Source organism: Micromonospora sp. WMMD1128 (assembly GCF_027497235.1).
In the GTDB taxonomy this organism is placed as follows: Bacteria; Actinomycetota; Actinomycetes; order Mycobacteriales; family Micromonosporaceae; genus Micromonospora.
In genome coordinates this window covers 6,064,111-6,087,702 of record NZ_CP114902.1, presented here as the reverse complement: position 1 = coordinate 6,087,702, position 23,592 = coordinate 6,064,111, and the positions used below count along the sequence as shown (strand labels likewise).

Sequence of the window (23,592 nt, the reverse complement as noted above, 5' to 3'; positions counted from 1 at the left end):
CTCAGTCGGCCGGGCGACCGTGCCCGGTCGCGGCCCGCCGGGCCCGCCAGCGGTCGCCGAGCGCTTCCACCTCCTCCTGTACGAAGAGGAAGAAGTCCCGCATCTCGGCGACCCGTTCGCCGGCCGGGGTGCTCCGGCCGGCCAGCGCCTCGACGCCGCCGCCGGCGATGTCGATGAAGTTCTTGTAGAGCGTGGTCTTGGTGATGGTGGCCTCGTACCACGGGTTGTCGGGCATCCGGTAGCGGTCGCGCCGGGAGCCCTTGACCGGTTCGCGGACCAGCATGGCGAACTGCGTCAGGTAGCGCACCGCGCCGGAGACGGCCGCCGCGCTGACGCCCAGCCGCTCGCCGATCTCGCCCGCGGTCAGTGGCTCGTCGGCGCTCATCACGGCGAACAGGACCCGGGCGGCCATCCGGGGGAAGCCCACGTCGGCGAAGGCCATCGCCATCCGTTCGACGAAGAGGTGGACCTCCTCCTCGTCGCGGTGGCCCGGCTCGTTCATGGTCGGCTCCTCGACACTCACCCCCGTGACCCTACAGTCTTCACAACTTTCTGAAATAAGCGTAGCTTCCGAAGCATGGAAACTGCCATTGAGGTGTCCGGCCTGGTCAAGACATTCGGCCGCACCCGAGCGCTCGACGGACTCGACCTGACCGTCCGTACCGGAGAGGTGCACGGCTTCCTCGGCCCGAACGGCTCCGGCAAGTCGACCACCATCCGGGTGCTGCTCGGCCTGCTGCGGGCGGACGCGGGGGCCGTCCGACTGCTCGGCGGCGACCCGTGGCGGGACGCCGTCGCCCTGCACCGACGCCTCGCGTACGTGCCCGGCGACGTCACGCTCTGGCCCAACCTCAGCGGCGGCGAGGTGATCGACCTGCTCGGCCGGCTGCGCGGCGGGCTCGACCCGACACGTCGCGCCGAGCTGCTGGAGTCGTTCGAGCTGGACCCGCGCAAGAAGGGCCGCACCTACTCCAAGGGCAACCGGCAGAAGGTCGGCCTGGTGGCCGCCCTCGCCTCCGACGTCGACCTGCTCATCCTCGACGAGCCGACCTCCGGGCTCGACCCGCTGATGGAGGAGGTCTTCCAGCACTGGGTCCGCCGGGCCCGCCACGACGGCCGCACCGTGCTGCTCTCCAGTCACATCCTGGCCGAGGTGGAGGCGCTCTGCGACCGGGTGACGATCATCCGCGCGGGCCGGGCGGTGGAGTCCGGCACCCTCGGCGACCTGCGCCACCTGCACCGCACCGCGATCGACGCCGAGGTCGCCGCCCCGCTCGACGGGCTGGCCGACCTGCCCGGCGTGCACGACCTGCGGGTGGACGGGCGCCGGGTGCGCTTCGACGTGGACACCGCCGCGCTCGACGCCGCCCTTCGCCGCCTCACCGAGCTGGGCGTACGCAGCCTGGTCAGCACGCCGCCGACGCTTGAGGAGCTGTTCCTGCGGCACTACGAGAGCGCCCCGGAAGAGGTGTCCCGATGAGCACGCTCACCGGGACCCGGCACCTGGTCCGGCTGATCCTGCGCCGCGACCGGCTGCTGCTGCCGCTCTGGGTGCTGGTCCTCGCCGCCCTGCCGGTGTCGTACGCGGCCAGCTTCCTCGAACTGTTCCCGACCGCCGCCGAGCGGGCCGCGTACACCGAGGGCACCGCCCGCAACCCCTCCGTCGTCGCGCTCCTCGGCCCGGTCTACGGCGACAGCGTCGGCGCGTTGACCGCCCAGCGCAGCGGCTTCCTACTGGTGATCGTCGCGCTGGCCAGCCTGCTCACCGCGATCCGGCACACCCGCACCGAGGAGGAGGCCGGCCGGCGGGAACTGCTCGGCGGCAGCGTGCTCGGCCGGTACGCCGGGCTGACCGCCGCGCTGCTCGTCACGTACGCGGCCGACCTGCTGCTCGGCCTGCTCACCGCGGCCGGGCTCGCCTCGACCGGGCTGCCCGCCGCCGGCTCGTACGCGTACGGGCTGGTCGCCGCGCTCACCGGGATGGTGTTCGCCACGCTCGGCGGGTTGGCCGCGCAGCTCACCGAGACCGCGGGCGGGGCTCGGGGCATCGGCATCGCCGGCCTCGGCGTCGCGTTCGGGCTGCGCCTGGTCGGGGACACCGCCGGCAACGACTGGCCGAGCTGGCTGTCCCCGCTGGGCTGGGCGGCGCGGGTCCGCGCGTACGAGGGGGAGCGGTGGTGGGTGCCGCTGCTGCCGCTTGCCGCCGCCGCGCTGCTCGCGGCGCTCGCGTACCCGCTCTCGGTCCGTCGCGACCTGGGCGCGGGCCTGCTGCCGCCCCGGCTCGGCCCGGCCACCGCCGGCGGCGCGCTGTCCGGGCCGTTCGGCCTGGCCTGGCGGCTGCACCGGGGGCAGATCCTCTGGTGGTCGGTCGGGTTCGGTCTGCTCGGGCTGATCCTCGGCGGCGCCGCGGAGGCGGCCGGTCGTTCGGTGGAGGGCAACGCGCAACTGGAGGAGATCATGTCCCGGCTCGGCGGGGCCGCCGGACTGGCCGACGCCTACCTGGGCGCCACGCTGAGCGTGACCGGGCTGGCCGCGGCCGGGTACGGCATCCAGGCCGCGCTGCGAATGCGCGCGGAGGAGTCCGCCGGCCGGGCCGAGCCGGTGCTCGCCACCGGCACCCGCCGCTCGACCTGGCTGCTCTCGCACGTGGCGTTCGCGCTGCTCGGGCCGGTCGTGGTGCTCGCGGTGACCGGCCTGACCACCGGCCTGACCTACGGGTTCAGCGTGGGCGACGTGCCCCGACAGGTGGGCCGGATGGTGGGCGCGGGCCTGGCCCAGGCGCCGGCCGCCTGGGTGCTGGCCGGGTTCGCCGTCCTGCTGTACGGACTGTTGCCCCGGCTCGCGTCGGCCGCCTGGGCGGTGCTGGCGGTCTGCGTGCTCCTCGGCCAGCTCGGCGCCGTGTTGCGCCTGGACCGGTGGCTGCTGGACCTGTCCCCGTTCACGCACACCCCGCAGGTGCTGCGCGCCACGTGGAGCCCCACCCCGCTCTACCTGCTGACCACCCTGGCCCTCGCCCTGGCCCTGACCGGCCTGCTCACCTTCCGCCGCCGCGACCTCCCAATCACCTGACCCGAGGTTGGCGGCGGTCAGGGGGTGGATTCGTTGCGGATCATCAGGGCGCTGCGCAGGCCGGTGATGTCCAGGACGCGAATCAGGAAGTCGCCGACGTTGCTCAGCATCAGCACGCACTGCATGTGGCTGGCCTTGCGGCTGAGCACCACGAGCGTGCCGAGGCCCTGGGAGTCGCAGAACGTGACGCCACTCAGGTCGAGCACGATGCGCGGGGGAGGATCCGCCAGCACCTCGTTGACCACCGTCGAGAGCTGGGCGGCCGTGAGCATGTCGATCTCACCGGCCAGGCGAAGCACGGCTTCGTCACCGGTCCGGTGCACGGTGATGGACAGTTCGGCACGATCCACCCGGTCAGCCTATCGCGATCTCGACGAGTGGGCCTGTCGAGCGCCCCCGCCCCGCCCGTCGCCGCTCTTTCCCGGAAAGCGTGGCCATGGCGCGCGAAATGGCCACTCTATTCCGAGAAGGTGGGCGGATGAGGTGCGGGGGGTGAGGCGGGTAACGGTGTTCCGGGGTGGCTGCCAGCGGGGCGTTCGGCGCTGACACAATGGCGGCATCGTGACCGAGACCCTTTCCGCCGGATCCGGCCGCTACCCGGCTGACGCTCCGGCCTCCGAGGCCCTGTTCGATCGCGCCCAGGCCGTCGTGCCCGGCGGGGTCAACTCACCCGTGCGCGCGTTCGGCGCCGTCGGCGGCACCCCGCGCTTCATGGTCCGGGGGGAGGGTCCGTGGCTGTTCGACGCGGACGGCCGTCGCTACGTCGACCTGGTCTGCTCCTGGGGCCCGCTGATCCTCGGCCACGCCCACCCGGCCGTGGTGGAGGCGCTGCGCGAGGCCGCCGCGCTCGGCACCAGCTTCGGCACGCCGACGCCCGGCGAGGTCGACCTGGCCGAGGAGATCGTCGCGCGGACCCCGGTGGAGCAGGTACGCCTGGTCAACTCCGGCACCGAGGCGACCATGTCGGCGATCCGGCTGGCCCGCGGCTTCACCGGCCGCAGCAAGATCATCAAGTTCGCCGGCTGCTACCACGGCCACTCGGACGGGCTGCTCGCCGCCGCCGGCTCCGGCGTGGCCACGTTCGGGCTGCCCGACTCGCCCGGTGTGACCGGGGCGGCGGCCGGTGACACCATCGTGCTGCCCTACAACGACAGGCGCGCGGTCGAAGACGCCTTCGCGGCTCAGGGGCAGCACATCGCCGCGATCATCACCGAGGCGGCGGCCGGCAACATGGGCGTCGTCGCCCCCCGGGACGGCTTCAACGCCGAGTTGGCCCGGATCGCGCACGCGCACGGCGCGCTGCTCATCGTCGACGAGGTGATGACCGGGTTCCGGGTCTCCCGCGCCGGCTGGCACGGCCTCGACGCCTCCGACGCCGACCTGTGGACGTACGGGAAGGTCATGGGTGGTGGCCTGCCCGCCGCGGCGTTCGGCGGGCGCGCGGAGATCATGGCGAGACTGGCCCCGGCCGGTCCGGTCTACCAGGCCGGCACGCTGTCGGGTAACCCGCTCGCGTGCGCGGCCGGGCTGGCCACGCTGCGGCTGGCCGACGACGCGCTCTACCGCCGTCTCGACGAGACGTCCGCCGCGCTGGGCAAGCTCGTCACCGAGGCGCTGTCCACGGCCGGCGTGCCGCACCGCCTCTCCACCGCGGGCAACATGTTCTCGATCTTCTTCACCGACGCCGACGTGCGCGACTACGACAGTGCCCGCACCCAGCAGGTGCCGGCGTTCAAGGCGTTCTTCCACGCGATGCTCGCCGCCGGCGTCTACCTGCCGCCGAGCGCGTTCGAGTCGTGGTTCGTCTCGACCGCGATCGACGACGCCGCGTGGGAGCAGATCGCCGCCGCCCTGCCGGAGGCGGCGCGGGCGGCGGCAGCGGCCGGGACACGGGGGTAACCAGATGGCGGAGACGGTGGTGCACGTGCTGCGGCACGGCGAGGTCCACAATCCGGACGGCATCCTCTACGGCCGGTTGCCCGGATTCCGCCTCTCCGAGCTGGGCGTGCAGATGGCCAAGGCAGCGGCCCAGGCGCTCGCCGAACGGACCGTGGTGCACGTGGCGGCGAGCCCGCTGGAACGCGCCCAGCAGACCGCCGAGCCGATCGCGGCGCAGTTCGGCCTCTCCGTCGGCGTCGACGAGCGGCTGATCGAGAGCGCGAACTGGTTCGAGGGCAAGAAGGTCTCGCCCGGCGACGGCTCGTTCCGCGACCCACGCAACTGGTGGGTGCTGCGTGACCCGGTCACCCCGTCCTGGGGCGAGGCGTACCAGGTGATCGCCGAGCGGATGTTCGCCGCGCTGCACGCCGCCCGGGTCGCCGCCGAGGGACGGGAGGCGGTGCTCGTCTCGCACCAGCTCCCGATCTGGACGCTGCGCCGGCACGTCGAGCGCAAGCGGCTCTGGCACGACCCGCGCCGCCGGCAGTGCGGCCTGGCCAGCCTCACCTCGTTCCACTTCGACGGGGCCAGGATCGCCGGGATCGGCTACTCCGAGCCGGCGGCCCACCTGATCGCGATCTCGCCGACCGCCCGGACGGCCAAGGGGGCCTGATGCTCACCCGGAGGCTCGCCGCCGCCCTGCTCGCCGCCGTCACCGCCGGCACGGCGCTGACCGGTTGCACCTCCGGCAGTCAGGAGAGCCGGTGCGCCGCCGACGGGCTCACCGTGAGCTGCGCCCCGGACCAGCGTTCCAAGACCCCGAAGGTGAGCGGCGAGCTGCTCACCGGCGGTAGCTACGACATCGCCCGCGACCGCGGGCAGGTCGTGGTGGTCAACTTCTGGGGCTCCTGGTGTGCGCCCTGCCGCGCCGAGGCGGACGACCTGGAGGGCACCTACCAGGCCACCAAGGGTTCCGGCGTGACGTTCCTCGGCATCAACGTGCAGGACAGCAAGGACAAGGCGATCGCGTTCGAGGAGGGCCGGGTCACCTATCCGAGCATCTTCGACCCGTCCAGCCGGCAGGCGCTCAACTTCGACATCCCGCCGAACACCACCCCGGCCACGGTGGTGCTCGATCGAGACGGGCGGATCGCGGTGGTGATCCGCCGCGCGGTCACCCAGGACGAGCTGCGGCCGATCGTGGAGAGAATCGCCGCCGAGCAGCCGGCGCCGAACGGATCCCGCTGATGGGCGAGACGTTCCGTCAGCTCGCCGAATCCGGCCCGCTGCTGCTGGCGGTGGGCGCGGCGGCCCTCGCCGGCCTGGTGAGCTTCCTCTCCCCCTGCGTGCTCCCCCTGATGCCCGGCTACCTCTCCTACGTGACCGGCCTGGCCGGCGCCGACCTGGAGGTAAGGCGGGGGCCCCGCTTAACGGATTCGGTAGAGGCGGGGCCCCCGCTTAACAGCACCAGCACCAGCACCGGTGGCGTGCGCGTGGCGGAGCGGACGGCACCGGCGCGGAGCGCCGCCGCCGTGAAAGGGCGGGTGCTCGCCGGCACGCTGCTGTTCATCGCCGGCTTCACCGCCGTGTTCGTCGCCACCGCGATCCTCTTCTCGGGCGTCGGCAAGCTCTTCTTCAGGTACGAGCGCCCGCTGGAGATCGTCATCGGCGTGCTCGTAGTGGTGCTCGGGCTCGGCTACCTCGGCGTGGTCCCCGGCATGCAACGGGAGTTCCGCATCCGCGCCCTGCCCGCCGCCGGCCTGCTCGGCGCGCCGGTCCTCGGCGCGGTCTTCGCGCTGAGCTGGCTGCCCTGCACCGGGCCGACCCTCGGCGCGGTGCTCGGCCTGGCCGCCACCGAGGGCAGCGCCGACCGGGCCGTGGTGCTCGCCGTGGCGTACTGCCTCGGGCTGGGGCTACCGTTCGTCGTCTTCGGGCTGGGCTTCCAGCGCCTGCTCGGGGTGTTCCGCGCCGTCCGGCGCAACAGCCGCTGGGTCACCCGCGTCGGCGGCGTCCTGTTGATCGTGATCGGCCTGGCGCTCGTCACGGGCGGCTGGCAGAACGTGGTGATCTGGTTGCAGACGCACGTGGGCGTGGGTGAGGTGAGCATCTGATGACGACCGTGGACGACCGGCCGGGCACCCCGCCGGCCAAGGCGCCCCGGCGGGTCAACCCGGTGCTGGCCCTGCTGCGCAACTCGTGGCGGCAGCTCACCAGCATGCGTACCGCGTTGATTTTGCTCTTCCTGCTCGCGGTCGCCGCCATTCCCGGTTCGGTGCTGCCGCAGCGCGGGGTCAACCCGGAGAACGTCGACAAGTGGTTCGTCGACCACCCCGACCTGGCCCCCCGGCTGGACCAGATCGGCGCGTTCGGCGTCTTCGGCTCGGTCTGGTTCTCCGCGATCTACGTGCTGCTGTTCACCTCGCTGATCGGCTGCATCCTGCCCCGTACCCGCGATCATGTGCGCGCGTTGCGGATGCGTCCGCCGGCCGCGCCGCGGCGGCTGGAGCGGCTGCCCCAGCACGCAGTGCTGGAGGCCCCGACCGCCGCCGATCCGGCGGCGATCGCGGCGGTGCTGCGCCGCCGCCGGTGGCGGGTCTCCGTCCGGGGTAACGAGGTCTCCGCCGAGAAGGGCTACCTCAAGGAGACCGGCAACCTGCTGTTCCACACGTCGCTGATCGCCGTCCTGCTCGGGGTCGCGGTCGGTTCGTGGTACGGGTGGCACGGCAACCGCATCCTGGTCGCGGGCGCGGACAACGAATTCTGCAACACCCGCCAGCAGTACGCCGAGGCGTCGCTCGGGCCGCGGGTGGACAGCGCCGACCTGCCGCCGTTCTGTCTCACGCTGGAGAAGTTCGAGGCCGACTACCTCGACTCCGGGCAGGCGTCCCGCTTCTGGGCCACGGTCAGCGTGGACTCCCCGGACAGCGAGCCTCGCACCGCCGGCTTCTCGGTGAACTCGCCGCTGCGACTCGGTCCGGCAAACGTCTACCTGCTCGGCAACGGCTACGCGCCGATCCTGAAATACACCGACAGGTACGGCAAGAGTCAGACCAGCGACGACCCGTTCCTGCGTACCGGCGACCCGAACGCGACCGAGGAGGGCGTGGCGCTCTTCCCGGACGCGAACGTGGACCCGAAGACGGGCAAGCGGGACCCGGACCAGCAGGTCGCCTTCGACGGGCTCTACCTGCCCACCGCGCCCGACCGCGCGCCGTTCGTCGCGTCGCGGTTCCCGGCCGAGCGGGACCCGGCGGTGAACCTGACCGCCTACCGGGGCAACCTCGGGCTGGACGCCGGCATCCCCGGCTCGGTCTACCAGCTTGACCAGCGGCAGGTGGCGAACGGCAAGCTGAAGCAGGTCGGCACCAAGCTGCTGCGGCCCGGCGAGACGTGGACGCTGGACGACGGGAGCACGCTTGAGTTCGTCGGCACCAAGCCGTACGTCACGCTGGCCGTGCGGCACGCGCCCGGGCAGACGTTGCTGCTGGTGGCCAGCGGCACGCTGCTGCTCGGCCTGATGGGTTCGCTGTTCGCCCGCCGCCGCCGGGTCTGGTTCCGGGTGTCGCCCCCCGAGGGTGGATCTCCGACGAGCGGTAGTAGCTTGGTGGAGGCCGGTGGGCTTCCGCGCACCGAGCACCCAGGGTTCGCCGACGAGTTCGCGCAGCTCGTCGCCGCGGTCGGCGGCGACGGGCCGGACCATCGGCGGGCGCGAGAAGGAGACGAGTGATGTCCGCACTCTCCGATCAGTTGGTCACGTTCGCGATCCTGGCGTACCTGGTCGCGATGATCAGCCACGCCGTGGAGTTCGCGCTCGGCAACGCCCGGAAGGTGGCCGTAGCGGCCCCGGCGCGGGAGCTGGTCGGCGCGGGCGTCGGCGGCCCGGGTGGCCCGCTCGACCAGCCGGTCGTCTCGGCCGTGACCCGGCCGGACCGCTCCGCCGACCGGGCCGTGCTGGCCGGGCGGATCGCCGCCGGGCTCACCGCGCTCGCCGCCGCGCTGCACCTGGGCGCCGTCGTCACCCGGGGGCTCGCCGCCGAGCGGATGCCCTGGGGCAACATGTACGAGTTCGTGCTCACGGTCACCTGGATCGGGGCGGCGGCATGGCTCGTGGTGCTGTGGAAGCAGCCGTCGCTGCGCCGGCTCGGGCTGTTCCTGACCCTGGTGATGGTGCTGCTGCTGGCGTTCGCCGAGCTGAAGCTCTATGTCCAGGTGGTGCCGCTGATGCCGGCACTCCAGTCGTACTGGTTCGTCATCCACGTGTCGACGATCATCTTCGCCTCGGGCATCTTCCTGCTGGGCGTGGTGCCCGCCGCCGCGTACCTGATGCGGGCCGGCTGGGAACGGGGGAAGCGCAGCTTCCCGTACACCCTGGCCCGGCGGCTGCCGGCGGCGGCCGGGCTGGAGCGGTTGACCTTCACGCTGCACGCCTTCGCGTTCCCGATCTTCACGTTCGCGGTGATCGCCGGGGCGATCTGGGCCGAGGCGGCGTGGGGGCGCGCCTGGGGTTGGGACCCGAAGGAGACCTGGGCGTTCATCTCCTGGGTGGTCTACGCGGGTTATCTGCACGCCCGGGCCACGCCGAGCGTGCGGCGCAACGTGGCCACCTGGATCGCGGTCGTGGGCTTCCTGACCATGCTGATGAACCTGTTCGGCGTCAACTTCTTCTTCACCGGCCTGCACTCGTACGCCGGCGTCAACTGACCGCGCGGCGCCGACCGCCGGGAGTCGTGCGACCCCCGGCGGCCGTGCCGGTTCAGCCGATCGTGACGGGTGCGGTGTCGTTCGCCGGGTCGTCGTCGGGACCGGGGTACGCGTTGCGCACGGCGACCGTGCCCGGCGCGCCGAGCGGACCGTCGACCCGCAGGTCGACGTCGACCAGGAAGCTGCTGCCGGCCGGGAAGACGCCGTTCGGCAGCGTGCAGTACCAGACCGCCGGCGCGGTCGGGTCCTCCTCGTCGGCGCCGTTGGAGCAGTGCTCCGGGCTGTTCGTGACCACCGTCCCGGCCGGCGGGGTGAAGACGAGGTGGCTGGCGCTGTCGCCGGAGATGGTGCCGTCCGGCACGCCGGGGCCGTCGTTGCGCAGGCCGACGCGGACCCGGACGGTGTCGCCCGGTGCCCCGGCCACGGTCGCGCCGACGGCGACCACGTCGTACGCGCCGCGGACGGCCCGGAGGTAGTACGACCCGGACCCGAACTGCTGGTCGGGGCCGAGCACGTCGACCTGGCCACCGACCGGACGCAGCTCCAACGCCGACTCCGCCGGGCGGTGCCGCAGCACCACGCCCTCGGGCAGCGGACCGGCGGTGGCCTCGGGCGCCACGGTCTGCACGACGCGCTTGTCGCCGATCGCGGCCGGGCCGACGGTGGTCCGGAAACCGCCGGGCACCTCGTAGCGCCGGCCCGGCTTCAGCTCGCGGCCGAACTGACAGACCACGATCGTGTCGAGCTGGCCGCCGGTGCCGTACCGGCAGTTGCGGTAGGCCGTCGGCTCCAGCCCGACCGGGAAGCGGAAGGTGGCCCGCAGGCCGGTCACCGGCCGGTCGCCGGCGCTGACGAGGGCCACGGGCATGGCGAGCCGGTCGCCGGTGCCGACGCCGTCGACGTACGCGTCGACCAGGTCGACGGCGTCCGGCCCGGTGTGCACCGTGACGGTCGCCTGCTGGGCCTCGCCGTCCACGCCGTCGGCAAGCGCCGTCCAGCCGATCGTGCCGGCGGCGCCGTCGGCGTCGCCGGGCACGGCGCGGAACACGATCGGCACGGTGCCGCTGAGGCCGCCGAACTCGTTCGGGGTGGCGTCGGGGGGCATCGGGCAGACGACCGACGCGCCGGTGCGGTCGCACCAGGCCGGGAACGTGGCGGTCACGATGCCGGCGAGGCCGCTCACGTCGATGTCGACGCGTGGGTGGACCGCGTCGGGACTGCCGTCGACGAAGAGGGCGGCGGTGCGGGCGGGTGCGGTCGAACCGCCGACGGTGGTGTCGTAGAGCCAGCCGCGGACCCAGCCGGGACCGGGGTCGGCCAGGGCCGGGGCGGGCAGTGCCGTGACCACACCGAGGGTGGCCAGCGCCGCCGCGCTGGCCGAAACGCACAGACGTCTCATCGAGCTCCTTGCGGAAGGGGAGCCGACCCGAGCGGCCGGCGCGCCGATCCTATGAGGAGGGTGTGACGCGGCGGCTCAGCATCTCGTCGATCCGTCGGGTGATCTGGTAGGCCACCTCGGGCAGGTCGGCCAGGTCGAGGCAGTCCGCCCGTAGTGCGAACTGGGCGTGCAGTTCACGCGCCACCGCGTCCCGGATTTCGGTCTGGAGCGGGCTGAGGCCGTCGGGATCACCCACCACGTACGCGTCGTCCATCCGCCCATCCTGGCAGTGACCGACAACGCGACCCGACCGGACGTCGTTCTGGTCGGCCGGGTCCACCGTGCCATGGTCTAGACATCGATGTTTCTCTATGGTTACCTGAAAGCGCTTTCTTTTACCCAGGGTACGCACGCTCGAAAGGTGAAACCAGATGAGACGTAAAGTCGCCACGCGGTGGCTGACCGGCGGCACCACTGCGGTCGTAGGTGCCGTCGTCGCGCTGGCGTTGCAGGTTCCCAACGCCTCGGCCGCCACCAACCTGAGCCTCGGCGCCGGCGCCGACGGCTCCAGCAAGGCCAGCGGCACCAGCTACGGCAACGTGATCGACGGCAACACCGGCACCTACTGGTCGCCGACCGGTTCGACCGGCACGATCTCGGTCAAGTGGGGCAGCGCCACCACGGTGTCCTCGGCTGTCATCGTGCCGGCCCCGGGTGGCGGCTCGATCAGCGGCTGGCAGCTCAAGAACCACGACACGGGCTCCGTCCTGGCCAGCGGCGGCGGCGCCCCGAGCACCATCAACTTCTCCTCGACGTCGCTGAAGAAGATCTCCCTCGTCATCACCGGCGCGTCCGGCACCCCGCGGATCGCCGAGTTCGAGACGTACGCCAGCGGCGGATCGAACCCGACCAGCGGCCCCACAAGCGGTCCGACGTCCGGCCCGACCGGCAACCCGGGCACGCCGACCGGCGCGTGGCCGTCGTCGGCCGGCTCGGTGAACATTTCGAGTACGGTCAACGTGTCAGGCACCTTCGACGGCGGCATGAAGACCTACTGCTGCATGGGCGACGGTGGGCAGGGCGAGTCGCAGGACCCGATCTTCAAGGTCGCCAACGGTGGCACGTTGCAGAACGTCATCCTCGGTTCGCCCGCCGGTGACGGCGTGCACTGCGAGGGCACCTGCACGCTGCGCAACGTGTGGTGGAACGACATCGGTGAGGACGCCGCCACCTTCAAGCAGACAAACGGCGGCACGTCCTACGTCATCGGTGGCGGCGCGCGCAGCGGCAGCGACAAGACCTTCCAGCACAACGGCAACGGCACGGTCAACATCTCCGGTTTCTACCTGAAGGGGACCGGCAAGCTGTACCGCGCCTGCGGCAACTGCTCCACCTCGTACACCCGCCACGTGCGCATCGACAACGTCCTCGTCGACGACATCGACATGCTCGCCGGCATCAACAGCAACTGGAACGACACCGCCACGATCACTCGCGTGGTCGTGATCGGCTCGGCCACCATCTGCGGCAAGTACAAGGGTGTGGCCAAGGGCAGCGAACCCAGCTACCTCGGTGAGGGCTGGAACGACGCCAACTGCAAGGTCAACAGGAGTGACGTCGTCTTCCGGTAGTGGTGTTCAGAAAGGGGCGTCCGCCGTCTCCGGTCGGGCGCCCCTTTCTTGTCCTTCACCCGCCGAGCCAGCCCGGCACGTCGAGGCGGAACACGTCGGCGGGGGCCATCCGGCGCAGGTCGTCCTCGATCGCCGCGACCCGGTCGGCACCGAGCGCGGCCACCCAGCGGTCGCGCAGCTCGTCGAAGACGACCGCCGAACGGTGCAATCCGTCGTGGCCCCGGGCGGTCATCCGGACCAGCTTCCGGCGCGCGTCGGCGGGGTCGTCCACCCGTTCCAGGTAGCCGAGCGCGACCAGCCGGTCGACCGTCTTGCCGGCGGCCTGCTTGGAGACGCCGAGCCGGTGCCCGAGGTCGGAGGCGGTGGTGCCGGCCGGACCCACGGCCTGGAGCACGAAGCCGTGCGCCGGGCGCAACTCGGTGTGCCCGTGCCGGGCCAGCTCGACGTGCAAATCGTCGATGAGCGCGCGGAAGCCGGCGAGCAGGAGTAGCGGCAGCGCGAAGCCGGGGCGGTCAGGCGTTGCCATGTTCGACAACCACGTTTACTATTTCGTCAACCACGTTGACTACCGTACCCCCGGGAGGCTGCCATGCCCCGATCGACCTTCCCCGTCCACACGGCCGACACGGCGCCGGCCGCCGCCCGCCCGGTCATGGCCGGCGTCCACCGCAAGCTGGGCCACCTGCCCGCCGCCGTCGGCCTGATGGCCGGCTCACCCGAGCTGCTCAAGGGCTTCCTCGCCGCCAACGCCGCCTTCGAAGCCACCGACCTCGACCCGATCGCCCGGGAGGTGGTCGTGCTGACGGTCGCCACCCGCAACGCCTGCCACCTCTGCGTGGCCATGCACACCGCGACGCTCACCCGCCACCGCGCCGCGCCGGAGCTGATCGACGCGCTGCGTGCCGGCGGGACGCTGCCCGAACCCCGGCTGGAGGCACTGCGCCGGTTCACCGTCGCCGTGCTCGACCACCGGGGTGCCGTCCCCGACGCCGAGCTGGACGCGCTCCTCGCGGCCGGCTGGCAGCCGCGGCACGCGCTCGACGTCGTGCTCGGCGTCGGGACCTACACCATCTCGACCTTCGCGAACCGGCTCACCGCCGCGCCGCTCGACGAACCCCTGAGCGCGTACGCCTGGACGCCCGCCGCCTGACTCGGCGTTTTGCGCATTGCTACAGAAAAACTTTAGTTTCGCGCCGTGGCTGGGTCAGAAACTACAAATTATCTTTAGTTTGTTACTTTGATGTGTGCGCGTGGACCGGCAACAGCACAGGCGCAGGCTGTTCGGCCTGGCTGTCCGTCAGCATGGCTACTTCACGGCTGCCCAGGCCGTGGAGGCGGGATACACACACCAGGCTCAGAAGTACCACGTCGACTGTGGCAACTGGGTGCGGGTCGATCGAGGAATTTTCCAGATTCCGGACTGGCCGGCGCATCAGTTCGCCCCACTGATCCGTTGGGTGCTGTGGAGCGGCGGGAAGGGCGTCGTGAGCCATGCCAGTGCGCTGTCCCTGCACGACCTCGGGGACCTCGACCCGGCCGTGGTGCACCTGTCGGTGCCGCCACGATTCCGACGGTCGACTGCCGGCGTCGTGCTGCACCGCGACCTCCCTCCCGCCGAGCACACAGAGGATCGGGAGGGATTTCGCGTGACCACACCAAGCCGAGCCCTGGCGGAGTGCGCGGACGAGCGGATCGAACAGCAGTGGCTCAACGACGCCGTCGCTGATGCGCTCAGCCGAGGTCTGACCACACCACGCCGCCTCCGCGCCGCCGCCACCGAGCTCAGCCCGACAGCGGAACTCGGGGTGCAGGTGGCGCTGGATGCGGCGGGTCGGTGAGCAAGAGATACGCGACGGCCTCCGCACTCCGTGCCGCCCTTGATGATCGGATACTTCAACGGGCGCGGGTGTCGGGTAGAGACCCGAACTGGCTTCGCCGTCGCCTTGCCTTCGCTCGTCTTCTGGTCCGGCTCGTCCACGACAACGCCGACATCTGGGTGCTGAAGGGCGGCATGGCAGTAGAGCTGCGGCGACCCGGACTGGCGCGATCGACGCGCGACGTCGACCTGGTCATGCGTCCGGGTCTGGTGAGCGACCCGGCCGACGGATCGGAACTCCACGAGGCGCTCACCGAAGCCCTGCTCGTCGATCCGGACGGGGACTGTTTCGTCTACTCCGCAGCCGCACCGGCTCGCTTGCGCGACGACGCGTACGGGCGCCCAGCCTGGCGGCTCCCGGTCGAGTGCCGCCTTGCGGGGCAGCTTTTCGCCAAGATCAAGCTCGATGTGGTGGCCCGTGCAGAGGAACTCGGCGGGGTGGAACTGCGTGAACTGCCGGACGAGTTGGCGTTTGCGCACATCCCCACGCGCTCGATGTGGGTCGCTGACCTGCGACAGCAGTACGCCGAGAAGCTGCACGCCCTGACCCGGCTCTATGAGACCGGGGAATCCACCCGAGTGAGAGACCTGATCGACCTGGTCCTGCTTGTGGAGGATGGGGTGTCGGCTGATGCCGAACTGGTTGGGCGTGTCCACCACGTCTTCTCCATCCGGCGCTCCCACGCTGTCCCGGAAGACTTGCCTGATCCTCCGCCGTCGTGGGCCGTGCGTTACGAGGTCCTGGCGGCGGAGATCGGGCTTGCGGTTACATCCGCGACCGAGGCCCACAAGATCATTATTCAGCACTGGCAGCAGGCTCGTATCGCTCCGGAAGGATGAACGTCCACGTTCGCCGTCGCTTGAGTTGCGCTGTTAAGCAGGGGCCCCGCCTCTACCTAATGCGTTAACAAGGGGCCCCGCCTTAACCACGGCGTGGGGTGGCCCAGCCGAGGAAGCGCTCGTGCAGGGCAGCCGGCTTCGGCGCGTTGCGCGGATCGAGCCGGTGCAGATCCTCGACGGCGGTGTAGAGCATCCCGGCGAGGTAGATGCACAGGGCGACGCGGTCCGCGTACTCGTCCAGCAGGGTGAGTCGGGCTGTGCCGCACGGCCACGGGCCGCCGCAGGCCCGGCAGAGCCACAGTGGCCGGTGCGGGTCGTGGCGTCGCATCATCGCTTCCTCCTCGGTCGCCGGGCTGGCGGGAGGGGCCGTCCGCCGCCGACGTACCGGACGGCCCCTCCGCGGTTTCGTCCGTCCTTTTCGGCTCGGATCCGAACGATTCCGCTGTGCACAGTTTCGGGACGGCGTGACCACTACGGGAAGGCGTATGGTCACCCTGTGTGTGGGGCCGAGTCGTCGGTGAGGTCGGTGAGACACGCGGTGCGCGACCGTGAGGAGGCGTGCGGGTGGACGAGCGCTTGCAGGTGTTGATCGAGGAGCTGCGGCACATGCGGGCGGCCCGGAAGATGACCCAGGAGGATCTGGCGAAGGCGATCAGCTATTCGCCGTCAACGGTGGCAATGGTCGAGACCGGCGCGCGTAGGCCGCCGCCGGACTTCTGGGACCGGGTGGACGTGGCGCTCGACACCTGTGGCGTGTTCGGCCGGATGCTGGCCCGGCTCGGGTCGCCGCAGTGGATGCGGGAGTGGGAGGCCAACGAGCGACAGGCGACCGTGCTCCGGTCGTTCGAGAACACGGTGGTGCCGGGGCTGTTGCAGACGTCGGCCTACGCCCGCGCGTTGTTCCGCAGCGTCGGCCTGTTCGACGAGGCGGAGGTGGAGCGGCGGGTGGAGGCTCGGCTCGCCCGGCAGGCGGTGTTGGCCGGGGAGAAGCCACCGCACCTCGTCGCCATGCTGGACGAGCACGTGCTGCGTCGTCCGGTCGGCGGTCCGCTGGTGATGCGCGAGCAGGTGTTGCGGCTGGTCAAGGTGGCCGACGAAAATCCTCGGGTACGGATCCAGGTGGTGCCCGCCTCGACCGGCGCGTATTCCGGTGTCGCCGGGGCCTTCGTGCTGGCTACGCTGCCCTCCGGGGAGGACGTCGTCTATCTCGACGATCAGCTCAAGGGTCAGGTGATCGACCGCACCGAGGACGTGCTCGCGGTCCGGTCGTCCTGGGAGTCGATCGAGGGCGAGGCGCTGCCGCCCCGGCAGTCGATGGAGTTGCTGACGGAGGTGGCGGAGACATGGCGGACCTGAGCGGCGCCCGGTGGCGCACCAGCACCCGGAGCAGCACCAACGGCGGGGACTGCGTCGAGGTGGCCGACAACCTTGCCGGCGTGGTCGGCGTACGCGACAGCAAGGACCGCGACGGCGCGGTGCTGACCTTCCGCCCGGCCGCGTGGCGCGCGTTCGTGGCGTCGGCCCGCCGGCACTGAGCGGTCCGGTCGTCCCGGCAGTCGATGGAGTTGTTGACGGAGGTGGCGGAGACATGGCGGACCTGAGCGGCGCCCGGTGGCGCACCAGCACCCGGAGCAGCACCAACGGCGGCAACTGCGTCGAGGTGGCCGACAACGTTCCCGGCGTGGTCGGCGTACGCGACAGCAAGGACCGCGACGGCGCGGTGCTGACCTTCCGCCCGGCCGCGTGGCGCGCGTTCGTGGTGTCGGCCGGGCGGCTCTGACCTGGGCGTTCGTCAGCCCTTCAGGAACGGCAACAGCAGGGCGGCGAGCTGCGCCGGCCGCTCCTCGAAGAGCCAGTGGCCGCAGTCCGCGACCACCTCGCCGGTGACCGTGTCGGCATATCGGCGCACCTGCTCGGCCACCTGGCCGCCGAGGCTGGCCTCCGCGCCGACGGCGAGCACCGGCATCGGCAGCTTCGTGCCCCGGTACGCCGTGTTGTCCGCGATGTCCTGCCCGAATGCGCGGAAGTAGGCGAAGCTGGCCCGCAGGTGCGCCTCGTCGCGCAGGTGGCCGGCGTACTCCTCGATCTCGTCCGGGCCGAGACTGCCCTTGTTGACCATGATCGAGTCGGTGAACCGGTCGACCCAGAGCGCCTCCCGGCCGGCGACGAGCTGCTCGGGCAGGCCGTTGGGGACGGTGAAGAAACCGAAGTTCCACACCGCCGGGCCGGCGGCGGTCAGCGCCGGGATCGTGTAGATGCTCTCGTCGGGGATCGGTGCCTCGGTGAGCGCCAGCCGGGTGACGGCGTCGGGATGGGCGGCGGCATAGGCGTACGCGACCATGGTGCCCAGGTCGTGGCCGACCAGCCGGATGTCCCCGGCCAGGTCGAGCCCGGTGAGCAGCCCGTGCAGGTCGGCGGCGACGGTCTTCTTGTCGTACCCGCCGGCTGGGGCGTCGCTGTCGCCGAAGCCGCGCAGGTCGGGGGCGATCACCTGGTACGACTGCGCCAGCTCGGGCAGCAGGTGCCGCCACATCCGCCAGCACTGCGGGTAGCCGTGCAGCAGCACGACTGTCGGCCCCCGGCCACCCCGGACATAGTTGATCCCCACGTCGCCCACCTGGGCCCGCTGCTCGCTGAACCCCGCCGGCACCCGCCCGTCACCCATCCCGCCACCTACCCGGTTGACCTCGGTCCATGCGGCGGGTGGTTGTTAAGAAGGGCCCCCGCCTCTACCAAATGCGTTAACAAGGGCCCCCTCCTTACACCCCGGAGGGGTGGGGGAGGATGGGGGCATGGGGCGTGGCTTTCCGTACGACGATCTCAACGACTTCCTAGCGGCCCTGGAGCGCGCCGGGGAACTGCGGCGGGTCACCGTTCCGGTCGACCCGACGCTGGAGATGAGCGAGGTGGTCACCCGGACCGTCCGCGACGGCGGGCCGGCGCTGCTCTTCGAGCGGCCCACCCGGGGCGAGATGCCGGTCGCGGTCAACCTGTTCGGCACCGAGAAGCGGATGGCCATGGCGCTCGGCGTCGAGACGCTCGACGAGATCGGCGCCCGGATCGGCGCGCTGGTCAAGCCGGAGCTGCCGGTCGGCTGGTCCGGCATCCGTGAGGGCCTCGGCAAGGTCATGCAGCTCAAGTCCGTGCCGCCCCGCAAGGTCAAGACCGCGCCCTGCCAGCAGGTGGTCTACTCCGGCGACGACGTCGACCTCGGAAGGCTGCCCGGGCTCCAGGTGTGGCCGGGTGACGGCGGGATCTTCCACAACTTCGGGCTTACCCACACCAAGCACCCGGAGACCGGCAAGCGCAACCTGGGCCTCTACCGGCTCCAGCAGCACGGGCGCAACACGCTCGGCATGCACTGGCAGATCCACAAGGACTCGACCGCGCACCACGCCGTGGCCGAGCGGCTCGGCCAGCGGCTCCCGGTCGCCATCGCCATCGGCTGCGACCCCGTCGTCTCGTACGCGGCCACCGCGCCGCTACCTGGCGATATCGACGAATACCTGTTCGCCGGCTTCCTGCGTGGCGAGCGGGTGGAGATGGTCGACTGCCTGACCGTGCCGTTGCAGGTGCCGGCGCACGCCCAGGTGGTGCTGGAGGGTTACCTGGAGCCGGGCGAGCGGCTGCCGGAGGGTCCGTTCGGCGACCACACCGGCTTCTACACGCCGGTCGAGCCGTTCCCGGTGCTGCACGTCGAGACCATGACCATGCGGCGCGACCCGGTCTACCACTCGATCATCACGTCGAAGCCGCCGCAGGAGGACCACGGCCTCGGCAAGGCCACCGAGCGGATCTTCCTACCGCTGCTCAAGCTGATGATCCCGGACATCGTCGACTACGACCTGCCGGCCGCCGGGGTCTTCCACAACTGCGCGATCGTGTCGATCCGCAAGCGCTACCCGAAGCACGCACAGAAGGTGATGAACGCGATCTGGGGCGCCCACCTCATGTCGCTGACCAAGCTGATCGTGATCGTCGACGAGGACTGCGACGTGCACGACTACCACGAGGTCGCCTTCCGCGCCTTCGGCAACGTCGACTACGCCCGCGACCTGATGGTCACCGAAGGGCCGGTCGACCACCTGGACCACGCCTCGTACCAGCAGTTCTGGGGCGGCAAGGCGGGCCTCGACGCGACCCGCAAGCTGCCCACCGAGGGCTACACCCGGGGCTGGCCCGAGGAGATGACCATGTCGCCCGAGGTGGTCGCGCTGGTCGACAAGCGCTGGAAGGAGTACGGGATCCGATGACCGCGGTGGCGGAGCGGCCCGGCCGGGTCACGTCCTTCCTCAAGCTCGTCGCGATCGAGCACTCCGTGTTCGCGTTGCCGTTCGCGTACCTGTCCGCGCTGACCGCGATGCAGGTCAACGGCGGGCGGGTGCGCTGGCTCGACCTGCTGCTGATCACCGTGGCGATGGTCGGCGCGCGGACGTTCGCGATGGCCGCCAACCGGATCCTCGACCGGCGGATCGACGCGCGGAACCCGCGTACCGCCAACCGGGAACTGGTCACCGGGGCGGTGAGCGTGCGCACGGCCTGGACGGGCGCGGTCGTCGCGCTCGTGGTCTTCCTGGGCGCCGCCGCCCTGCTCAACCCGCTCTGCCTGGCGCTCGCGCCGCTGGCCGCGGTGCCGCTCGTGGTCTACCCGTACGGCAAGCGGTTCACCAACTGGCCGCACGCCATCCTCGCGCTGGCCCAGGCGGTCGGCCCGGTCGGCGCCTGGCTGGCGGTCACCGGCACCCTGGCCAGGTCCGGCCCGGCCTGGCTGCTCGGCGCGGCGGTCGGGCTGTGGATCGGCGGCTTCGACCTGATCTACGCCTGCCAGGACTCGGAGATCGACCGGGAGATCGGCGTGCACAGCGTGCCGGCCCGGTACGGCCGCCGCTTCGCGCTGCACGCCTCCACCGTCGCGCACGTGGTGACGTTCGCGCTGTTCATCTGGTTCGGCGCGCTCGTCGGCTTCGGTTGGCTCTGGTGGATCGGGCTGGCGTTCACCGCGGTCGCGTTCGGCTACCAGCACCTGGTGGTCAGTCCTACCGACCTGAGCAGGGTCAACCGGGCGTTCTTCACCGCCAACGGGTTCGTCGGCATCGCGTTGTTCGTGTTCGCCCTGCTCGACCTGGTGATCCGGCTCGACCTGCGCCCCTGAGCGGGCAGCGGTCCGGGGCAGGGCGCGCCGGGGCGGGTCAGGGCGCCGCGGCCACCGGGTAGCGGGCGCTCTCCAACGTCCAGTCGACCGTGCCCCGGACGGCGGCGGCCACCCCGTCGAGGTGGGCGGTGACCGCCTCGTCCAGCGCCGGACCGAACGACGGCACCGCCGCGCGCAACGCCATGAAGCGGCTCATCTCGGCCCGCCAGTGCCCGGCCACCAGGTCGACCGCGGCCGGCACCGGCACGCCCCGTTCGCCGGCCACCGCGAGCACCAGGTTGTGCCCGCCGCCGACGGCCCGGTCGCGTTCCAGCGAGGCGATGTCGTTGAACCAGGAGAGCAGGTCGTTGCCGAGGTCGGCGTGGCGGCGCAGCGCGGGATGGTGGTAGACCGCGTCGGGCAGCGGTCGCCGGGACGCGAACTCGATCAGCGGGTACGACACGTACGCCGCCGAGGTGGCCCGGCGCAGCCGGATGTACTCGGCGACGCCTGGCGGGCGGCCGGTCGAGGTGGCCGCCGCCTCCCGCGAGACGCCGTCGAGGTGGTCGGCGACGGCGTCGGCGAACCGCAGCCGCCACCGGGCCGGCATCCGGCGGCGCGGCTCCCGCCACGCCTGCACCAGCAGCCGGCGCAGCGGGCCGGCGAAGCCGGGGTGGCGGGCCCGGGGACCGTCGCGGAGCAGCGCGAGCGTGCCGTCGCGCAGCGCGCGGATCTGCGCCGGGGTCAGCCGGTCCGGGCCGTCGCAGGCGTCGTCGACCAGGAAGAACCAGGTGAACAGCGCGGTCAGCACGCGCAGGTCGGCCTCGCTGGCGTCCGGGTAGAGCCGGCCGGCGTACCTGGCGAAACCGGACCGGGTCAGCCGCCGCCGGGTGGCCGGGTCGAGCGGCAGGCCGAGCCGGTCCAGCCGGGTGGCCAGCCAGCCCTGCACCTCGTCGGCGTACGGGGAGATCCGGGGCGGAACGGGACAGTCGGAGCGCAGCGCCCGCAGCACGGCAGCCGTCATCACCGGGCCTTCCCGTGAGGGTTGGATTGCCGGTCAGAGAATCCCATGCCACGGGAAGACCCGTCGACCCGGTTCGCGTCCGGCCTGGCAGGCTTGACGGCATGCGCGAACCATGGGTGGTGGGCGTCTCCGGCGCCTCCGGCACACCGTACGCGGCGGCGGTCGTCCGGGGCCTGCTCGACGCCGGTCAGGCGGTGGACCTGATCGTCTCCCGAGCTGCCCGGCTGACCGTCCTCGACGAGACCGGCCGGCCGTTCCGGGACGCGCACTGGGCCGACGACCTGGCCGGCTGGCTCGATCGTGACCTCGCCGGGGCGGACCTGCGGCACTGGCCCGCCGGCGACCTGGCGGCCGGGCCGAGCAGCGGCTCCTACCGGGTACGCGGGATGGCGGTGGTGCCGGCCAGCACCGCCGCCTGCGCCGGCATCGCGATCGGTCTGTCGAAGGACCTGCTCCAGCGCGCCGCCGAGGTGAACCTGAAGGAACGGCGGCCGGTCGTGGTGGTGCCCCGGGAGACCCCGGTGACCCGCAGCCACTTGGAGCACCTCATCGCGTTGCACGACGCCGGCGCCGTGGTGCTGCCGGCCAGCCCGGGTTTCTACGGCGCGGGGGCGTCCGCCTCCGCCCAGCAGCTGGTCGACTTCGTGGCGGGCAAGGTGCTCGACGCGCTCGGCGTCCCGCACACGTTGTTCCGGCGCTGGTCCGGGCAATTGGCCGCAGCCCGGCGGGACCGCGAAACCGGCCTGACCGGCGGGACCGCGAAACCGGCCTGACCGACGGGACCGCGAAACCAGCCTTACCGGCGGGACCGCGAGCCGGTCGGGGCGCGGCCCGCCTCACCGGTCGGACCGCGCCCCGCTCGCTTCAGTACATGCCGGCGTTCGCCGGGCCGGGGCCGGTCGAGGCGGTCGGGCCCACGTTGCGTGGCTTGCCCATGTCTTCCGCCTCGTCCAGCATGCCCTCCCCCTCCAGCAGGGCCCGCACCTCGGATTCCCGAAACCGGCGATGCCCGCCTGGAGTCCGGATGCTGCCGATCCGGCCGGCCGCTGCCCATCTGGTCACGGTCTTCGGGTCAACCCGAAACAGCGCAGCGACCTCACCCGGTGTCAGCAGGCGATCTCCAGTGTCCACAGCCCCCTCCTCGCGTCGACGAAGCCCCCGGCTGAACACACTGCCCCCGGCCGGTGCGAGCCCAGAGCCGTCATGAGGGACGTACGGTAATTACAGCACCAGCGACCGGGCGTGTCCGCCAAACGCGAAAAACACACACAGTGCGAAAGTTAGTAAATGCTACCGGCGTAGACCCGCTGTGAGCGGGCGTTTGTGAATGGATAGGGTCACTCTCCGTGGACGCGATCGACCTGAGCCTCGTGGAGCTGCTGCGCGGCAACGCCCGCCTGTCGTACGCCGAACTGGCCCGGCAGGTCGGCCTGTCCGCCCCGGCCGTGCACGAACGGGTCGGCAAGCTGGAGTCCGGCGGCGTGATCCGCGCCTACCGGGCCGAGGTCGAGCCGGAGTCCGTCGGGCTCGGGGTCACCGCCCTGATCGGCATCGTGGAGAACTCCGACGCGGACACCGACGACGTGCTTGAGGCGTTCCGCCAGATCCCCGAGATCGAGTCCTGCTACTTCATGGCCGGCGTGGAATCGTTCCTGCTCAAGGCGCGGGTGGGCACCATCGCCGAGTTGGAACAGTTGATCGTCCGGCTGAACCGCACGCCCGGCGTCGCCTCCACCCGCACCGGCATCGCCCTGTCGACCAAGTGGGAGAACCGTCCCCAACCACTCGTGCCCCCCACCCCCTGACCACCGAATCGAGGTCGCGGCCAGTCGGTGCCGGGATGCCTTCGCGTTGCCTAGAAACTTGATGACGTAAACGAGTCAGGTGCGCCTGCTTCGCCGCCCGCAGCGGTTTCGCCGAACCTGGCGGTTCCGCTGATTCATCTACGCCATCAAGTTTCTAGGCAACGCGAAGGCACCACCCGGGGCCTCGTCGCCGCGCCGGCTCTGGCCCGGTGATCCGGCTTGGCCGCGTGGCAGGTCGTGGCCGGTCGACGTCCGGCTG

At 71.7% G+C, this 23,592-nt stretch carries 28 protein-coding genes; 19 read left to right on the top strand and 9 right to left on the bottom strand.

The features are described from left to right. Nucleotide 1 precedes the first annotated feature (1 nt). Nucleotides 2-523, bottom strand: coding sequence for a MarR family transcriptional regulator (locus O7602_RS27525; protein WP_281585506.1), 522 nt, complete (start codon nt 521-523; stop codon nt 2-4). Between the two features lie 54 nt (nt 524-577). On the opposite strand from O7602_RS27525, the gene O7602_RS27520 reads away from it, so the two are divergent. After that, the gene (locus O7602_RS27520; RefSeq protein WP_281585505.1) at nt 578-1,480 is read left to right on the top strand and encodes an ABC transporter ATP-binding protein; all 903 of its coding nucleotides are present in this window, start codon (nt 578-580) and stop codon (nt 1,478-1,480) included. Continuing rightward, a complete protein-coding gene (locus O7602_RS27515) occupies nt 1,477-3,069 on the top strand; it encodes an ABC transporter permease (RefSeq protein ID WP_281585504.1) in 1,593 nt (530 codons plus the stop codon). Before O7602_RS27520 ends, O7602_RS27515 begins: the two co-directional genes overlap by 4 nt. A 17-nt stretch (nt 3,070-3,086) precedes the next feature. On the opposite strand, the gene O7602_RS27510 is transcribed toward O7602_RS27515, so the two are convergent. Further along, nucleotides 3,087-3,419 carry an STAS domain-containing protein gene (locus O7602_RS27510; protein WP_281585503.1) on the bottom strand — a complete coding sequence of 111 codons (333 nt, stop codon included), beginning with the start codon at nt 3,417-3,419 and terminating at the stop codon, nt 3,087-3,089. A gap of 211 nt (nt 3,420-3,630) precedes the next feature. Here O7602_RS27510 and hemL point away from each other — a divergent pair, with 211 nt between their 5' ends. The 6 genes from hemL to ccsB are packed head-to-tail and all read left to right on the top strand — an operon-like array spanning nt 3,631 to nt 9,648. Then, on the top strand, nt 3,631-4,968 hold the full coding sequence (gene hemL / locus O7602_RS27505; protein WP_281585502.1) for a glutamate-1-semialdehyde 2,1-aminomutase: 1,338 nt from the start codon (nt 3,631-3,633) through the stop codon (nt 4,966-4,968). A 4-nt stretch (nt 4,969-4,972) separates the two neighbouring features. Continuing rightward, nucleotides 4,973-5,620 (top strand): histidine phosphatase family protein, encoded by a 648-nt coding sequence (locus tag O7602_RS27500; protein WP_281585501.1) that lies wholly within the window; start codon nt 4,973-4,975, stop codon nt 5,618-5,620. Continuing rightward, nucleotides 5,620-6,195 carry a TlpA disulfide reductase family protein gene (locus tag O7602_RS27495; protein ID WP_281585500.1) on the top strand — a complete coding sequence of 192 codons (576 nt, stop codon included), beginning with the start codon at nt 5,620-5,622 and terminating at the stop codon, nt 6,193-6,195. The genes O7602_RS27500 and O7602_RS27495 overlap by 1 nt, the downstream gene beginning before the upstream one ends. After that, on the top strand, nt 6,195-7,058 hold the full coding sequence (locus O7602_RS27490) for a cytochrome c biogenesis protein CcdA (RefSeq protein WP_281585499.1): 864 nt from the start codon (nt 6,195-6,197) through the stop codon (nt 7,056-7,058). Before O7602_RS27495 ends, O7602_RS27490 begins: the two co-directional genes overlap by 1 nt. Further along, complete coding sequence (locus O7602_RS27485) at nt 7,058-8,674, top strand: cytochrome c biogenesis protein ResB (protein WP_281585498.1); 1,617 nt, start codon at nt 7,058-7,060, stop codon at nt 8,672-8,674. The genes O7602_RS27490 and O7602_RS27485 overlap by 1 nt, the downstream gene beginning before the upstream one ends. Then, entirely contained in the window at nt 8,674-9,648 is a 975-nt protein-coding gene (ccsB, locus tag O7602_RS27480) for a c-type cytochrome biogenesis protein CcsB (protein ID WP_281585497.1), read from the top strand. Before O7602_RS27485 ends, ccsB begins: the two co-directional genes overlap by 1 nt. 52 nt (nt 9,649-9,700) lie before the next feature. Here ccsB and O7602_RS27475 read toward each other — a convergent pair whose 3' ends face one another. Then, nucleotides 9,701-11,047, bottom strand: coding sequence for a hypothetical protein (locus O7602_RS27475; RefSeq protein WP_281585496.1), 1,347 nt, complete (start codon nt 11,045-11,047; stop codon nt 9,701-9,703). 49 nt (nt 11,048-11,096) lie between these two features. Continuing rightward, nucleotides 11,097-11,300, bottom strand: a complete 204-nt coding sequence (locus tag O7602_RS27470) for a hypothetical protein (protein ID WP_281585495.1) — start codon at nt 11,298-11,300, stop codon at nt 11,097-11,099. A 157-nt stretch (nt 11,301-11,457) separates the two neighbouring features. On the opposite strand from O7602_RS27470, the gene O7602_RS27465 reads away from it, so the two are divergent. Further along, nucleotides 11,458-12,657, top strand: coding sequence for a pectate lyase (locus O7602_RS27465; RefSeq protein ID WP_281585494.1), 1,200 nt, complete (start codon nt 11,458-11,460; stop codon nt 12,655-12,657). Between the two features lie 55 nt (nt 12,658-12,712). Here the strand turns inward: O7602_RS27465 and O7602_RS27460 are convergent, their stop codons facing one another. Further along, the gene (locus O7602_RS27460) at nt 12,713-13,183 is read right to left on the bottom strand and encodes a MarR family winged helix-turn-helix transcriptional regulator (protein WP_281585493.1); all 471 of its coding nucleotides are present in this window, start codon (nt 13,181-13,183) and stop codon (nt 12,713-12,715) included. Nucleotides 13,184-13,246: 63 nt separating this feature from the next. On the opposite strand from O7602_RS27460, the gene O7602_RS27455 reads away from it, so the two are divergent. From O7602_RS27455 to O7602_RS27445, 3 genes are all read left to right on the top strand, one after another. Further along, complete coding sequence (locus O7602_RS27455) at nt 13,247-13,807, top strand: carboxymuconolactone decarboxylase family protein (protein WP_281585492.1); 561 nt, start codon at nt 13,247-13,249, stop codon at nt 13,805-13,807. A gap of 100 nt (nt 13,808-13,907) precedes the next feature. Beyond that, entirely contained in the window at nt 13,908-14,495 is a 588-nt protein-coding gene (locus O7602_RS27450) for a hypothetical protein (protein WP_281585491.1), read from the top strand. 68 nt (nt 14,496-14,563) lie between these two features. Then, nucleotides 14,564-15,373 carry a nucleotidyl transferase AbiEii/AbiGii toxin family protein gene (locus O7602_RS27445; protein ID WP_281585490.1) on the top strand — a complete coding sequence of 270 codons (810 nt, stop codon included), beginning with the start codon at nt 14,564-14,566 and terminating at the stop codon, nt 15,371-15,373. 82 nt (nt 15,374-15,455) lie between these two features. Here the strand turns inward: O7602_RS27445 and O7602_RS27440 are convergent, their stop codons facing one another. Continuing rightward, complete coding sequence (locus tag O7602_RS27440) at nt 15,456-15,704, bottom strand: hypothetical protein (protein ID WP_281585489.1); 249 nt, start codon at nt 15,702-15,704, stop codon at nt 15,456-15,458. A gap of 233 nt (nt 15,705-15,937) precedes the next feature. On the opposite strand from O7602_RS27440, the gene O7602_RS27435 reads away from it, so the two are divergent. The 3 genes from O7602_RS27435 to O7602_RS27425 are packed head-to-tail and all read left to right on the top strand — an operon-like array spanning nt 15,938 to nt 17,153. Continuing rightward, nucleotides 15,938-16,729: a helix-turn-helix transcriptional regulator gene (locus tag O7602_RS27435; protein WP_281585488.1), complete on the top strand. Its 792-nt coding sequence runs from the start codon at nt 15,938-15,940 to the stop codon at nt 16,727-16,729. Next, complete coding sequence (locus O7602_RS27430) at nt 16,717-16,908, top strand: DUF397 domain-containing protein (RefSeq protein WP_281585487.1); 192 nt, start codon at nt 16,717-16,719, stop codon at nt 16,906-16,908. Before O7602_RS27435 ends, O7602_RS27430 begins: the two co-directional genes overlap by 13 nt. 53 nt (nt 16,909-16,961) lie before the next feature. Then, nucleotides 16,962-17,153 carry a DUF397 domain-containing protein gene (locus O7602_RS27425; RefSeq protein WP_281585486.1) on the top strand — a complete coding sequence of 64 codons (192 nt, stop codon included), beginning with the start codon at nt 16,962-16,964 and terminating at the stop codon, nt 17,151-17,153. 12 nt (nt 17,154-17,165) lie between these two features. Here O7602_RS27425 and O7602_RS27420 read toward each other — a convergent pair whose 3' ends face one another. Then, a complete protein-coding gene (locus O7602_RS27420) occupies nt 17,166-18,038 on the bottom strand; it encodes an alpha/beta hydrolase (RefSeq protein WP_281585485.1) in 873 nt (290 codons plus the stop codon). A 127-nt stretch (nt 18,039-18,165) separates the two neighbouring features. On the opposite strand from O7602_RS27420, the gene O7602_RS27415 reads away from it, so the two are divergent. Together O7602_RS27415 and mqnP are read left to right on the top strand one after the other, a co-directional pair. Then, on the top strand, nt 18,166-19,626 hold the full coding sequence (locus tag O7602_RS27415) for a menaquinone biosynthesis decarboxylase (RefSeq protein WP_281585484.1): 1,461 nt from the start codon (nt 18,166-18,168) through the stop codon (nt 19,624-19,626). Next, the gene (mqnP, locus tag O7602_RS27410; protein ID WP_281585483.1) at nt 19,623-20,525 is read left to right on the top strand and encodes a menaquinone biosynthesis prenyltransferase MqnP; all 903 of its coding nucleotides are present in this window, start codon (nt 19,623-19,625) and stop codon (nt 20,523-20,525) included. The genes O7602_RS27415 and mqnP overlap by 4 nt, the downstream gene beginning before the upstream one ends. A gap of 37 nt (nt 20,526-20,562) precedes the next feature. On the opposite strand, the gene O7602_RS27405 is transcribed toward mqnP, so the two are convergent. Then, complete coding sequence (locus O7602_RS27405; RefSeq protein WP_281585482.1) at nt 20,563-21,528, bottom strand: terpene synthase; 966 nt, start codon at nt 21,526-21,528, stop codon at nt 20,563-20,565. Between the two features lie 101 nt (nt 21,529-21,629). On the opposite strand from O7602_RS27405, the gene O7602_RS27400 reads away from it, so the two are divergent. Beyond that, nucleotides 21,630-22,301, top strand: a complete 672-nt coding sequence (locus tag O7602_RS27400; RefSeq protein WP_281585481.1) for a UbiX family flavin prenyltransferase — start codon at nt 21,630-21,632, stop codon at nt 22,299-22,301. A gap of 91 nt (nt 22,302-22,392) precedes the next feature. On the opposite strand, the gene O7602_RS27395 is transcribed toward O7602_RS27400, so the two are convergent. Next, nucleotides 22,393-22,659 (bottom strand): BldC family transcriptional regulator, encoded by a 267-nt coding sequence (locus O7602_RS27395; protein ID WP_091603534.1) that lies wholly within the window; start codon nt 22,657-22,659, stop codon nt 22,393-22,395. A 215-nt stretch (nt 22,660-22,874) separates the two neighbouring features. Between O7602_RS27395 and O7602_RS27390 the strand changes: the two genes are divergently transcribed. Further along, complete coding sequence (locus O7602_RS27390) at nt 22,875-23,333, top strand: Lrp/AsnC family transcriptional regulator (RefSeq protein WP_281585480.1); 459 nt, start codon at nt 22,875-22,877, stop codon at nt 23,331-23,333. The last annotated feature ends 259 nt before the right edge of the window (nt 23,334-23,592 follow it).